We start from the raw sequence: 13,606 nt of genomic DNA, 5'->3' as shown, positions 1-13,606 counted from the left end.
ACAACATTTTTCTGGCAGCCGGAGACCCAGATGAGCATTGAGGCCAGACGCAGAAAGGAACTTGTGATCGCCGCGATCGAAGAAATCGGCGTACTGGGATCGCTGGATGTGACGGTCAGCAAGATTGCCAAACGCGCCGGGGTGTCCTCGGCTCTGGCGTTCCATTATTTTGGTGACAAGGATCGGCTGTTCCTCTCTGCGATGCGTTTCGTGCTGAAAGTTTATGCGACAGAGGTGCGCAAGTCGCTTGCCACCGCGGACGGGCATCATGCAAGGCTTCGGGCGCTGATCCATGCCAGTTTCACCCCGTCGAATTTCTGCAACACCGCGATTGCGGCCTGGCTGAACTTCTACGTTCTGGCGCAGCGTTCCGACGAAGCAAAGCGGCTGCTCTGGGTCTATCAGCGGCGCCTGCATTCGAATCTGGTGCATGATCTCAAGCCTCTGACCGGCGCAGATGCCCAGGCAGTCGCAGAGCGGATCGGCGGGCTGATCGACGGGCTTTATCTGCGCTTTGCGCTCAACCCGGCGGGCCTGAACGGCGAAAGCGCCACAGCATTGGTGCTGGACGCGCTGGACCACGAAATCGAGGCCGTGACATGAGCCAACCGAATATCCTGATCCTCATGGTGGACCAGTTGAACGGCACGCTGTTTCCCGACGGTCCCGCCGAGTTCCTGCATCTGCCCAATCTGACCAAGCTGGCTGCACGGTCCACCCGGTTCAAATACGCCTATACCGCCAGTCCGCTTTGTGCGCCCGGTCGGGCAAGCTTCATGTCCGGGCAGTTGCCCTCGGTCACGGGGGTCTACGACAATGCGGCCGAATTTCCTTCGGACCTGCCGACCTATGCGCATCACCTGCGCCGCGCGGGCTACCACACCTGCCTGTCGGGCAAGATGCATTTCGTCGGCCCCGACCAGATGCACGGCTTCGAAGAACGGCTGACCACAGACATTTACCCCGCCGATTTCGGCTGGACGCCCGATTACCGCAAGCCGGGCGAGCGCATCGATTGGTGGTATCACAACATGGGCTCTGTCACCGGCGCGGGCGTGGCCGAGATTTCCAATCAGATGGAATATGACGACGAGGTCGCCTATAACGCGACCCGCAAGCTTTATGACCTTGCGCGCGGCAAGGATGACCGCCCGTGGTGCCTGACCGTCAGTTTTACGCACCCGCACGATCCTTATGTCGCCCGCCGCGAATTCTGGGATCTTTACGAGGATTGCGACCATCTGGAACCGCAGGTCGGTGCCATCCCTTTTGAGGATCACGACCCGCATTCGCAACGTATCTTCGACGCCAATGACTGGCGCAGCTTCGACATCACCCGCGAGGACATCCGTCGGTCGCGCCGTGCCTATTTCGCCAACTGTTCCTATCTGGATCAAAAGATCGGAGAGATCCTCGACGTGCTGAACCGCACCCGACAAGAGGCGATCATCGTGTTTGTCTCGGATCACGGCGACATGCTGGGCGAGCGTGGGTTGTGGTTCAAGATGAGCTTCTTTGAAGGGTCGTCGCGCGTGCCGATGATGATTTGCGCCCCGGACATGCAACCGGGTCTGGTCACGGACCCGGTGTCCAACATCGACATCTGCCCAACGCTTTGCGATCTGGCCGGCGTCTCGATGGAAGAGGTGGCCCCGTGGACAGAGGGGACAAGCCTTGTGCCCCTTGGCAAGGGCGCGAAACGCGACACCCCCGTGGCGATGGAATACGCGGCCGAGGCCTCTTACGCCCCGATGGTCTCGCTGCGCTTTGGCCGATGGAAATACAACCGCTGTGCGCTGGACCCGGATCAGCTCTTCGATCTGGAAAACGACCCGCATGAGGTGACCAATCTTGCGGCTGACCCGGCCCATGCCGGCACGCTGGCCGAGCTTCAGGCCAAGGCCGATGCCCGCTGGGATCTGGACCGCTTTGATGCCGATGTGCGCCAAAGTCAGGCCCGCCGCTGGGTCGTCTACGAGGCATTGCGCAACGGCAGATACTATCCGTGGGATTACCAGCCGCTCCAAAAAGCCTCGGAACGCTTCATGCGCAACCACATGGACCTCAACGACGTCGAAGAAAGCCAGCGCTTCCCGCGCGGCGAATGACTTTGGCCTGAAAGGCAAATCAAATGAGCTACCCGACCCAACCCACTGCCAGCCATTACATCGACGGTGCCTATGTCGACGATGCCGCAGGCGCATCTCTGCCGGTGATCTATCCCGCAACAGGGGCCGAGATCGCGCAGCTTCACCAAGCAACCCCGGCGCTTGTGGACCGCGCATTGGACGCCGCGCACCGCGCACAGCCCGCATGGGCCGCCATGTCCGGGACAGAGCGTGGCCGCATCCTGCGCCGCGCCGCCGATATCATGCGCGCGCGCAACCACGATCTGTCGGTGCTGGAGACTTACGACACCGGCAAACCGCTGTCGGAAACGCTGGTGGCCGATGCCACCTCTGCCGCCGATGCGCTGGAATATTTCGGCGGCATCGCGGCCAGCATCGCGGGCGAGCATATCCAGCTCCCGGAGGGCGACTTTGTCTATACACGCCGCGAGGCGCTTGGCGTCTGCGTTGGCATCGGGGCGTGGAACTACCCCACCCAGATCGCGGCGTGGAAGGCTGCACCGGCGCTGGCCTGCGGCAACACGATGGTGTTCAAACCGTCCGAAATGACCCCGCTTTGCGCGCTGAAGCTGGCCGAGATCCTGACCGAAGCGGGGGCACCTGCGGGCGTGTTCAACGTCGTGCAGGGTGCCGGCACCGTCGGCGCGCAGCTTGTGGGCGATGCCCGCGTCGCCAAGATCTCGCTGACCGGATCGGTGCCGACGGGGGCACGCGTCTACGCCGCCGCCGCTGCCGGGCTGAAACATGCCACGATGGAACTGGGCGGCAAATCGCCCTTGGTGATCTTCGACGATGCCGATCTGGAAAGCGCGGTTTCCGGCGCGATCAACGCCAATTTCTACTCCACCGGGCAGGTCTGCTCCAACGGAACGCGGGTCTTCGTGCAGGAAGGCATCAAAGAGGCATTCCTGTCGCGCCTCGCTGAACGGCTGCAAGGGGCCGTGATCGGCGATCCCATGCAGATGGAAACCACGATCGGCCCGATGGTCAGCGAGAGGCAGCTGGAGATCGTGCTGGGCTATATCGAAAAAGGCCAGACCGAGGGCGCGCGGCTGGTCGCGGGTGGCAATCGCCTGAACCGTGACGGGTTCTATATCGAACCCGCGATCTTTGCCGATGTCACCGACGACATGACCATCGCCCGCGAGGAAATATTCGGCCCGGTCATGTCGGTGCTGGATTTCGAGACCGAAGAAGAGGCGCTGACCCGCGCCAACGCCACCGATTTCGGCCTTGCTGCGGGCGTCTTCACCCGCGACATCACCCGCGCCCACCGCATGGTTGCAGGGATTGAGGCGGGCAGCTGCTATATCAACACCTACAACCTGACCCCGGTCGAGGCACCTTTTGGTGGCTCCAAAATGTCCGGCGTCGGGCGTGAAAACGGCCATGCCGCCATCGCCCATTGGTCCGAGGTCAAATCCGTCTACGTCGCCATGACCCCCTGCGAGGCCCCCTTCTAATGACCATGATCCAACCTCCCGAAGCGAAAATGCGGCCAGTCGATTTCGTCAAATGGCTTGCAACCTTTATTCAGCTGGTCGGCTACGGCCTGACGGGCCTCAACTACACGCCTTGGAACATCTACTTTTTCTTTGCGGGCATCGTGTTGTGGTTCGCCGTCGGTGCCATGTGGAAGGATCGTGCGATTATGGTCGTCCATCTTGGCGCTTTTGTGTCGCTTCTGATCGGCTATCTCGGCTCCGCAGGTACATGATGCAGGCAGATTACGTCATTGTCGGGGCCGGCAGCGCAGGCTGTGCGCTGGCCTACCGGCTGTCAGAGGCCGGGCATTCCGTGATCGTCATCGAACATGGTGGTTCCGATGCCGGCCCGTTCATCCAAATGCCCGCCGCGCTCAGCTATCCGATGAACATGGCGCGCTATGACTGGGGCTATCACACCGCGCCGGAACCGCATCTTGGCGGCCGGCAATTGGTTGTTCCGCGCGGCAAGGTGATCGGCGGATCGTCCTCGATCAACGGCATGATCTATGTGCGCGGGCACGCGCGCGACTTTGACACCTGGGCCGAAATGGGCGCAAGCGGTTGGTCCTATGCCGATGTGTTGCCCTATTACAAGCGGCTGGAACATTGGCACGATGGCGGCCATGGCGGCGACCCTGACTGGCGCGGGACGGACGGCCCCTTGCATGTCAGCCGGGGGCCGCGCACCAATCCGTTGACCCGCGCCTTTGTCGAGGCAGGCCATCAGGCCGGATACCCCATTACGGATGACTACAACGGTCGGCAGCAAGAAGGCTTCGGCCCCTATGACGCGACGATCTGGAAGGGCCAGCGCTGGTCTGCCGCCAACGCCTATCTGCGCCCGGCGCTGAAGCGCGAGAATTGCACCTTGGTCCGTGCGCTCGCCCGCCGCGTGGTGATCACAGAGGGCCGCGCCACAGGTGTCGAGGTCACGCGTGGCGGCGCAACCGAAGTGATCGGGGCGCGGGCCGAGGTGGTCCTCGCCGCGTCGTCGCTCAATTCACCGAAACTGCTGATGCTGTCAGGGATCGGCCCCGCCGCGCATCTGGCAGAACACGGGATCAAGGTCGTCGCCGACCGTGCGGGCGTCGGTCAGAACCTGCAAGACCATCTGGAGCTTTATATCCAGCAGGCCGCAACCCAACCGGTCAGCCTGTTCAAGCACTGGAACCTGATGGGCAAGGCGATGATCGGCGCGCAATGGCTGTTCACCCGCACCGGGCTTGGCGCGTCCAACCAGTTCGAAAGCGCCGGCTTCATCCGCAGCCGCGCAGGCATCGACTATCCCGACATCCAGTTCCACTTCTTGCCCATCGCCGTGCGCTATGACGGCAAGGTTGCCGCCGAAGGCCATGGCTTTCAGGCCCATGTCGGCCCGATGCGATCCAAATCGCGCGGCGCGGTCACGCTGCGCTCCGCTGATCCGGCAGACGCCCCGAATATCCTGTTCAACTACATGTCTCACCCCGATGACTGGGACGAATTCCGCACCTGCATCCGTCTGACGCGCGAGATCTTTGCACAGGACGTCTTTGCGCCCTATCGCGGCAAGGAGATCCAGCCCGGCGCAGATGTCCAAAGCGATGCTGAACTGGACGGGTTCATCCGTGAACATGTCGAAAGCGCTTATCACCCCTGCGGCACCTGCCGGATGGGGCGCGGCGACGATCCCTTGGCCGTTGTGGACCCCGAAACCCGTGTCATCGGCGTGGATGGTTTGCGCGTCGCCGACAGCTCTGTCTTTCCGCAGATCACCAACGGCAATCTCAACGCGCCATCGATCATGGTCGGCGAAAAGGCCGCCGATCATATCCTGGGCGGCGCGATGCTGGCCCCTTCCAACGCACAGCCCTGGATACATCCGGATTGGGAGAAGGCGCAGCGATGACCCCGCGCCACAGCGAAACCCGCCCCGGCCCCCGAGCCGGGGCCTCGCGCCGGCCTGACCCAATCACCCATCCCAAGCACCGATACGTCGCGAGTTCAGTCCGGTAGCAGCCCGAATCCCTCACGCTCAAAGATCATGCGTGCCGCATCCGAGCGCAGAAAATCCAGAAACGCGACTGTCAAAGGGGTATCGCGTTCGGACATCGCCGCCAACGGGTAGACGATAGGCGGGTGGGTGTCCTCCGGAAAGATGCCGATCACGCTGACATGTGGCTCTGCCACGGCGTCGGTCGCATAGACAACGCCAAGCGGCGCTTCTCCCGTGGCAACCAGGGCCAGTGCCGTGCGCACATTATCCGTCTGCGCCACCCGACCTTCGACCGACGGCCACAGGTCCAGCGTTTCCAGCGCCGCCTTGCCGTAGATGCCCGCCGGGACGGCCTCGACCAGCGCCATCGCCAGCCACCCGTCACCCAGCATTGCTGCCAGATCCATGCCCGGCGCAATCTCGACCGGATCCGCCTGCCCATGCGCGACCAACACAAGACGGTTGCCCAGAAAATCACGACGCGTGTCCTCGACGATCAGGCCTGACGCGTCCAAAGCATCCATCCAGCCCACATTGGCGGAGATGAACACATCCGCTGGCGCGCCCTGCTCTATCTGCCGCGCCAGCGCCGAACTTCCGGCATAGGCGATCACCGCCCGGTTGCCGGTCTCCGCCTGCCAGGCTTCGGCCACATCATCCAGCGCGGTCTTGGTACTGGCGGCCGCAAATACCATCACCTCTGCGGCCACAACCGATTGCGCAACCACACAGAACAATAGCGCGCAAAGCATGCGGATATGGCGAAGGACAAGGATCATCCCCGCAACATGAATGCGCCACGCCCCAAGCGCAAGCGTCCCGAACGACGAAGCCCCGTGCCGCAAGCGGGATTGCCGCGAAGCTCCCTCGCCGCAACCCGTCCAACCCTTTTCACTGCGTCATTAACGCCATCAGCGGTCGTCTTTCCGCCCGGTGACGCCCCGCGCCTCTGGAAAGCGCCGCCGGACAGGCGTATATGCCCGCCATGGATACGCGTGACACGACCGGATTGCCCTTCATGAAAATGCACGGGCTGGGCAACGACTTTGTCGTGCTGGATGCCCGTGTGCGCCGGTTTGCGGTAACACCTGCACTGGCACGCGCCATAGCCGACCGGCACCGGGGCGTGGGGTTTGACCAGCTTGCCCTGATCGAATCGCGCGGCACAGGTGATGCGCATCTGACCTTCTACAATTCCGACGGCTCTACCGCCGGGGCGTGTGGCAACGCGACCCGCTGCATCGCGCGTTACCTGATGGACGAGACCGGGCGCGACAACCTGACCCTCACCACGGATCGCGGCACGCTATCGGGGCGCGACATGGGAGATGGGATCACCTCGGTCAATATGGGCGCGCCGCAGCTCAATTGGGATGAAATCCCGCTGGCCGAGGAAATGGACACGCTGGAACTGCCGATCGAGGGCGGCCCGACGGCCACCGGCATGGGCAACCCGCATTGCACCTTTTTCGTGCCGGATGCAGAGGCCGTGCCGCTGGACCAATTCGGCCCCCGCTATGAACACCACCCGCTATACCCCGAGCGCACCAATGTGCAGGTCGCCAGCATCATCGGCCCCGATCATCTGAGGATGCGGGTCTGGGAACGCGGCGTCGGGCCGACCCTGGCCTCTGGGTCGTCCTCCTGCGCGACAGCCGTTGCCGCCGCGCGGCGCGGGCTGACCGGGCGCAAGGTGCGGGTTGATCTGGATGGCGGCGCGTTGGAAATCGACTGGCGCGAAGATGGCGTCTGGATGACCGGAGCCACCACGCATGTCTTTGACGGCGTGTTGACCCCCGCCTTTCTGGACAGCGTCCGATGACCAATCCACCCAAATTCACCACGCTCGGGTGTCGCCTGAACGCCTACGAATCCGAAGCGATGCGCGAGCTGTCCGAAGCCGCCGGTCTGGACGATGCCGTGATCGTCAACACCTGCGCCGTCACCGCCGAGGCCGTGCGCAAGGCGCGTCAGGAAATCCGTCGCCTGCGCCGTGAAAACCCTGATGCGCGTCTGATCGTTACAGGCTGCGCCGCCCAGATCGAGCCTGAAACCTTCGCCGCGATGGACGAGGTTGACCACGTCATCGGCAATACCGAAAAGATGCGCCCCGACACATGGACCGCGCTCGCCGCGGATTTCATTGGGCAGACCGAACGCGTGATGGTCAATGACATCATGTCCGTGACCGAAACGGCAGGACATCTGATCGACGGGTTTGGCCGCCACCGCGCCTATGTGCAGGTCCAGAACGGCTGTGACCACCGCTGTACCTTCTGCATCATCCCCTACGGTCGCGGCAATTCACGCTCTGTGCCTGCGGGTGTCGTGGTGGACCAGATCAAGCGGCTGGTGGACAAGGGGTTCAACGAGGTCGTGCTGACCGGCGTGGACCTGACAAGCTGGGGTGCGGATCTGCCTGCGACACCGCGTCTGGGCGATCTGGTGATGCGCATCCTGAAGCTGGTGCCGGATCTTCCGCGCCTGCGGATTTCGTCGATCGATTCAATCGAGGTGGACGAGAACCTGATGCAGGCTATCGCGACCGAACCGCGCCTGATGCCGCATCTGCACCTGTCGCTGCAACATGGTGACGACCTGATCCTGAAACGGATGAAACGCCGCCATCTGCGCGACGACGCCATCCGCTTTACCGAAGAAGCCCGCCGCCTGCGCCCCGAAATGACCTTTGGCGCCGACATCATCGCAGGCTTTCCGACCGAAACCGAAGAGCATTTCGCCAACTCGTTGAAGCTGGTCGAAGACTGCGGCCTGACATGGCTGCACGTCTTTCCCTACTCGGCGCGGCCCGGCACGCCCGCCGCGCGCATACCCAACAAGGTCAACGGCACCGTCATCAAAGAGCGCGCCGCACGGCTGCGCGCCGCCGGCGACGCCCAGGTGCAGCGCCACCTTGAGGCGCAGGTCGGCCGCAATCACCGCATCCTGATGGAAAAGCCGCGACTGGGACGGACCGAACAATTTACCGAGGTGTCGTTTGCGCAAGATCACGCCGAAGGGCAGATTCTCGCCGCAACCATAGTGGGGCGTGACGGCAACCGTCTGACAGCGTGAACGCCGCGCGGGATTTACAATCCCGTCTGTTTTGCGCCATGACAGTGCCATGACCATTCAAACGCGTGCGCTTATCGTTCATTTCCTGACGGCCACAGGGGCGGTCTTTGCCATGCTGGCGATGCTGGCGGCTGCGGACCAACGCTGGGATCTGATGTTTCTTTGGCTGGTCGTCGCCTTCGCGGTCGACGGTGTCGACGGGCCATTGGCACGCAAATACGACGTCAAGACCAACGCGCCGCGCTTTGACGGGGTGCTGCTGGACCTGATCATCGACTATCTCACCTATGTGTTCATCCCCGCTTTTGCGCTGTTCAAATCCGACCTGCTGCCGGGCTGGACCGGCTGGTTTGCGATCATCGTGATCACCTTTGCCAGCGCGCTCTATTTTGCCGACAACCGAATGAAGACCGAGGACAACTCTTTTAACGGGTTTCCGGGCTGCTGGAACATGCTGGTGATCGTGCTTTTTGCCACGCGTCCGGATTTCTGGATCATTCTTGCACTGGTCGCGGTGCTGTCGGTCGCGATGTTCCTGCCGCTGAAATTCATTCATCCCGTGCGGACGGATCGCTGGCGCGCCCTGTCCCTGCCCATCGCTCTGGCCTGGACCTTTTTCGCCGGCTGGGCAGCCTGGGTCGACTTTCATCCGCAAAGCTGGGCAATCTGGGGGCTGGTGGCCACGTCGATCTACCTGTTGGGGGCAGGCATCACGCAACAGCTTGTGACCGCTCGAAAATAACGCCCAAGCGCAAGTGACAGAGCGGGGTGTCACCGCATACCCACAATCTGCCCCATTGCCCTCCCGACCCCGGCAAACAGGCTTGCACATCGCCACGAGGTCCCGCAAAGCTGGCGCGCATGTTCATTCCCACCACCGCCAATCCCGCCCTCGCAGCCCTTCTGACGCTCTGCGCCTCTGCCTTCGCGGCGGGCACAACCTTGCTGGCCAAGGCCATCGGGACGGGTGCGCTTGGCGATCCGCTGCATCCTTTGCAGATCAGCCATGGCCGGTTTGCGTTTGCTTTCCTCGCCATCGCGGTGACGTATTTGGCAACACAAAGAAAAATCCACAGTCCGGAATGGTCCACCCATGCAGCGCGATCTGTGTTCGGCTGGGGTGGCGTAACGTTGATGTTCGCGGCCGCCGCCTTCATTCCGCTTGCCGATGCGACCGCGATCAGCTTTCTCAACCCGGTCTTCGGGATGATCTTTGCCATCATCTTTCTACGCGAAAAGGTGGGCCCGGTGCGCTGGAGCGCAGCCTTGATCGCCCTGATCGGCATGGCGATCCTGTTGCGCCCCGCGCCCGACAGTTTTCGGCCTGCGACGCTTTTGGCATTGGCGGCGGCGGTGATGCTTGGGGCAGAGCTTATCTTTATCAAGCGCCTGTCAGGCCGCGAACCGGTGCTGCAAATCCTGTTTATCAACAACGCCATCGGGCTGGGCATTGCCAGTCTCGCGGTGATTGCCGTCTGGCACCCGCCCAGCTGGCAGCAATGGGTGGCGCTGGCGGGGATCGGGCTTCTAATGGCCTCGGCGCAGTTCTGTTTCGTAAATGCCATGGCACGGGCCGATGCCAGCTTTGTCGCACCGTTTTTCTACGCCTCGCTGGTCTTTGCGACGCTCTACGACTTTGTCGTGTTCAAGGTGGTGCCGGATGCGATCTCTGTCACCGGCGCCACGGTCATTATAGCCGGGGCGGCCCTGTTGGCGTGGCGCGAGGCCCGGATCAGGACTTGAGCCGGGTCCCGTTTCGAAACAGCATCCAGGCGATGGAACTGACAACGGCAACAGAAAACACCGAGACCGCCAAACCCAGTGCGGGAGGGCTGTCGGACACGCCGATCATCCCGTAGCGCACGCCGTCGATCAGATAGAAAATCGGATTCACATGGGTGATCTCGCGCAGGCCGACAGGCAATGCATCGACCGAGTAGAAGGTGCCCGACAGGAAAGCGAGCGGCGTGATGATGAAGTTGGTGATTGCCGCCATCTGGTCGAATTTCTGCGCAAAAACACCCGCGATGACGCCAATGCCGCCCATCAGGGCCGATCCCAGGATCACGAATACCAGCATCCAAAGCGCATGGGCCGGAACAAGCCCAGTTGCCAGCGCCAGGCCCAGGGCGATGGCCAGCGCCACGATCAGCCCGCGCGCAATGCTGCCCACCATATAGCCCACGACCAGTTCGGCCGGGCTGAGCGGCGGCATCAGCGTGTCGACGATATTGCCCTGCACCTTGGAGACCATGATCGAGGACGCGCTGTTGGTGAACGCGTTCTGGATGACTGTCATCATCAGAATGCCCGGTGCGATGAAATCCGTGAAGGCCACGCCCATCACATCGCCCCGCCGCGGACCGATTGCGATGGTGAAAATCAGCAAAAACAGCCCCGACGTGACCAGCGGCGCAAGCAAGGTCTGGGTCCAGACCACCACGAAACGCAGGACCTCGCGTTCACAAAGTGTATACAGCCCAAGGGTGTTCCAGCGTCCGAACCGCCTGACGCCCTGTGCCAATCCCTGTCGAGTGCTCATCTCATTCTCCGCAATGGTTGCGTTAGCCTTGTAACTCGTTGCTCAGTGATTAAAATAGGGGCTGATCCGAATTTACCGGCGGCCCCCAAGTGTGGCCGCCTTTTGCCTAAGGAATTTCCATGTCCTGGACCGATGAACGTGTCGAGCTGCTCACGAAGATGTGGAGCGAAGGCCAGTCTGCCAGCCAGATTGCCAAAGAGCTTGGCGGCGTGACCCGCAATGCCGTGATCGGCAAGGTCCACCGGCTGGGCCTGTCCAACCGTGCCGGCGCGACGCCCGCCCCTGCCAAGACAGAGCCAAAGCCCGCCGCCCCGGCAGCCAAGCCCAAACCCGTCCCCGAGGCGGAAACCAAACCCAAGCCCGCCGTCGAAGCGCCCGCGCCCGAGACCCGTCCGGTGGTATCGCATATCCGCAAGGCGATCATCCCCGCGGGCCAGCCCCTGCCGCCGCAGCCTTCGGCCAACGAGATCAGCCCCGAGGCTTTGGCCAAGGTCAGCGAGATCGAGAAAAAGGCCAAGAAAATAAGCTTGATGGAGCTGACAGAGCGGACTTGCAAATGGCCCGTGGGCGATCCGGCGACGGATAACTTCTGGTTCTGCGGTCTACCTGTACAAGCAGGCAAGCCCTATTGCGAGGCGCATGTCGGCGTGGCGTTCCAGCCCATGTCTTCGCGTCGCGACCGCAAGCGCTAGGACGCAGACTGATTGCAGCGCCATGGGTCTGCCATAGTCTCGCCACGCGGCCTGCACCCTGAGATCTGAGAATTTACAATCCGTCTGCTTTTGACACAGTTTCGGATCGCAAAGCGATCCGACCGGGGGCGCGAGGCGAACCGCCTCGCGCCCCCGGTCGGTAGCAGACCCAAGCTCTGTTGCATGGATAGGTCCGGGAGTGAGGGGCCAGCCCCTCACACTCCCCGGAGTATTTTTGCCAATGAGAATTTGAAAGAGGGGCTGGCGAGAGAAGGCGGGGTTCGGGATGACGGAGGCTGGAATATGGTTTTCTAGCCTCGGTCGACTGGTTCTGGACGGCCCGTCTCTGCATCGTTTCCTGTCAGAATGTCCGCCGGAAAGTTATGCCCCGCCCCCGGTGCCTGTCTGGGGGCAGGTGCTGGATGCCGCTTCAGATGTCCGGGTAGATCGGGAAGCGTTTGCACAGCGCTTCGACTTCGGCGCGGATCTTGACTTCGACCTCTGTGTTGCCGTCTTCGCCGTTGGCTGCGAGGCCGTCGACCACCTGGATGATCCAGTCGGCGATCTGGCGGAATTCGGCCTCACCGAAGCCGCGTGTGGTACCGGCGGGGCTGCCCAGCCGGATGCCGCTGGTCACGGTCGGCTTTTCGGGATCGAATGGCACGCCGTTCTTGTTGCAGGTGATATGCGCCCGCCCCAGGGCCTTTTCCGTGGCGTTGCCTTTCACGCCTTTGGGCCGCAGGTCGACCAGCACCACATGCGTGTCGGTGCCGTGGGTGACCGTGTCCAGCCCGCCCTTGATCAGCTGGTCGCTCAGCGCCTGCGCGTTGGCGATGACCTGTTTGGCATAGGTCTTGAAGGAGGGGTCCAGCGCCTCGCCGAAAGCCACCGCCTTGGCCGCGATCACATGCATCAGCGGGCCGCCCTGGATGCCGGGGAAGATCGCCGAGTTGACCTTTTTGGCGATCTCCTCGTCATTGGTCAGGATCATGCCGCCGCGGGGCCCGCGCAGGGTTTTATGCGTCGTCGTGGTGGCGACATGCGCATGCGGGAAGGGGCTGGGATGTTCGCCCGCGGCCACGAGACCGGCGAAATGCGCCATGTCGACCAGCAGATAGGCACCCACGCTGTCGGCGATCTCGCGCATCCGGGCAAAGTCGATCCGGCGCGGAATCGCCGACCCACCGGCGATCAGCAGCTTGGGCTTATGTTCCGCCGCCAGCGCCGCAACCTGATCGTAATCCAGCATATTGTCCTGCTCGCGCACGCCGTATTGGACCGAGTTGAACCATTTGCCCGACTGGTTGGGCCGCGCGCCATGGGTCAGGTGACCGCCCGCATCGAGGCTCATGCCCAGGATGGTGTCGCCGGGTTTGATCAGCGCCTGGAACACGCCCTGATTGGCCTGGCTGCCGGAATTGGGCTGCACATTGGCAAAGCCGCAGCCAAACAGCTGGCAGGCGCGGTCGATGGCAAGGTTTTCGGCCACATCGACCCAGTCACAGCCACCGTAATAGCGCCGGCCCGGATAGCCTTCGGCATATTTGTTGGTCAGCACAGAGCCCTGCGCCTGCATCACCGCCCGGCTGACGATGTTCTCGGAGGCGATCAACTCGATCTCGTCGCGCTGGCGGCCAAGCTCGCCCGTGATCGCGGCAAATACATCCGCGTCACGATCAGAAAGCGGTTCAGTGAAAAATCCTGTG

Annotated in this window: 13 protein-coding genes; 10 read left to right on the top strand and 3 right to left on the bottom strand. The window is 62.6% G+C overall.

The genetic code is table 11. The annotated features are described in order from the left end of the window. Positions 1 to 30: 30 nt before the first annotated feature. Genes betI through betA form a run of 5 tightly spaced genes read left to right on the top strand, consistent with a single transcriptional unit; the run spans position 31 to position 5,504 of the window. Complete coding sequence (gene betI / locus DMZ65_RS09160; protein WP_116598739.1) at positions 31 to 603, top strand: transcriptional regulator BetI; 573 nt, start codon at positions 31 to 33, stop codon at positions 601 to 603. Continuing rightward, entirely contained in the window at positions 600 to 2,108 is a 1,509-nt protein-coding gene (gene betC, locus DMZ65_RS09155; RefSeq protein ID WP_116598615.1) for a choline-sulfatase, read from the top strand. Before betI ends, betC begins: the two co-directional genes overlap by 4 nt. Positions 2,109 to 2,131: 23 nt before the next feature. Beyond that, positions 2,132 to 3,592 (top strand): betaine-aldehyde dehydrogenase, encoded by a 1,461-nt coding sequence (betB, locus tag DMZ65_RS09150; protein WP_116598614.1) that lies wholly within the window; start codon positions 2,132 to 2,134, stop codon positions 3,590 to 3,592. Between the two features lie 5 nt (positions 3,593 to 3,597). Further along, on the top strand, positions 3,598 to 3,846 hold the full coding sequence (locus DMZ65_RS09145; RefSeq protein ID WP_232824946.1) for a DUF6552 family protein: 249 nt from the start codon (positions 3,598 to 3,600) through the stop codon (positions 3,844 to 3,846). Next, complete coding sequence (betA, locus tag DMZ65_RS09140) at positions 3,846 to 5,504, top strand: choline dehydrogenase (RefSeq protein WP_116598737.1); 1,659 nt, start codon at positions 3,846 to 3,848, stop codon at positions 5,502 to 5,504. The genes DMZ65_RS09145 and betA overlap by 1 nt, the downstream gene beginning before the upstream one ends. 95 nt (positions 5,505 to 5,599) lie before the next feature. Here the strand turns inward: betA and modA are convergent, their stop codons facing one another. Further along, complete coding sequence (gene modA, locus DMZ65_RS09135) at positions 5,600 to 6,370, bottom strand: molybdate ABC transporter substrate-binding protein (protein ID WP_116598613.1); 771 nt, start codon at positions 6,368 to 6,370, stop codon at positions 5,600 to 5,602. 197 nt (positions 6,371 to 6,567) lie between these two features. Here modA and dapF point away from each other — a divergent pair, with 197 nt between their 5' ends. The 4 genes from dapF to DMZ65_RS09115 all read left to right on the top strand — a co-directional run bounded on the left by dapF (position 6,568) and on the right by DMZ65_RS09115 (position 10,409). Then, positions 6,568 to 7,413: a diaminopimelate epimerase gene (gene dapF / locus DMZ65_RS09130; protein WP_116598612.1), complete on the top strand. Its 846-nt coding sequence runs from the start codon at positions 6,568 to 6,570 to the stop codon at positions 7,411 to 7,413. Next, positions 7,410 to 8,666 (top strand): tRNA (N(6)-L-threonylcarbamoyladenosine(37)-C(2))-methylthiotransferase MtaB, encoded by a 1,257-nt coding sequence (gene mtaB / locus DMZ65_RS09125; protein ID WP_116598611.1) that lies wholly within the window; start codon positions 7,410 to 7,412, stop codon positions 8,664 to 8,666. Before dapF ends, mtaB begins: the two co-directional genes overlap by 4 nt. Positions 8,667 to 8,715: 49 nt before the next feature. Continuing rightward, positions 8,716 to 9,408, top strand: a complete 693-nt coding sequence (locus DMZ65_RS09120) for a CDP-alcohol phosphatidyltransferase family protein (protein WP_116598610.1) — start codon at positions 8,716 to 8,718, stop codon at positions 9,406 to 9,408. Between the two features lie 119 nt (positions 9,409 to 9,527). Further along, positions 9,528 to 10,409, top strand: a complete 882-nt coding sequence (locus DMZ65_RS09115; RefSeq protein ID WP_116598609.1) for a DMT family transporter — start codon at positions 9,528 to 9,530, stop codon at positions 10,407 to 10,409. Here DMZ65_RS09115 and DMZ65_RS09110 read toward each other — a convergent pair. Beyond that, entirely contained in the window at positions 10,399 to 11,208 is an 810-nt protein-coding gene (locus DMZ65_RS09110; protein WP_116598608.1) for an ABC transporter permease, read from the bottom strand. The genes DMZ65_RS09115 and DMZ65_RS09110 overlap by 11 nt on opposite strands. Positions 11,209 to 11,327: 119 nt before the next feature. Here DMZ65_RS09110 and DMZ65_RS09105 point away from each other — a divergent pair, with 119 nt between their 5' ends. After that, entirely contained in the window at positions 11,328 to 11,900 is a 573-nt protein-coding gene (locus DMZ65_RS09105; RefSeq protein ID WP_116598607.1) for a GcrA family cell cycle regulator, read from the top strand. Between the two features lie 430 nt (positions 11,901 to 12,330). Here DMZ65_RS09105 and glyA read toward each other — a convergent pair. Continuing rightward, positions 12,331 to 13,606, bottom strand: a 1,276-nt coding sequence (glyA, locus tag DMZ65_RS09100) for a serine hydroxymethyltransferase (protein ID WP_232824945.1), incomplete at its 5' end; no start/stop codon positions are given.

Source organism: Primorskyibacter marinus (genome assembly GCF_003313245.1).
Lineage (GTDB): Bacteria > Pseudomonadota > Alphaproteobacteria > Rhodobacterales > Rhodobacteraceae > Primorskyibacter > Primorskyibacter marinus.
Note: the sequence above shows the minus strand (reverse complement) of the source record. Positions and strands in the feature narration are given on the sequence as shown.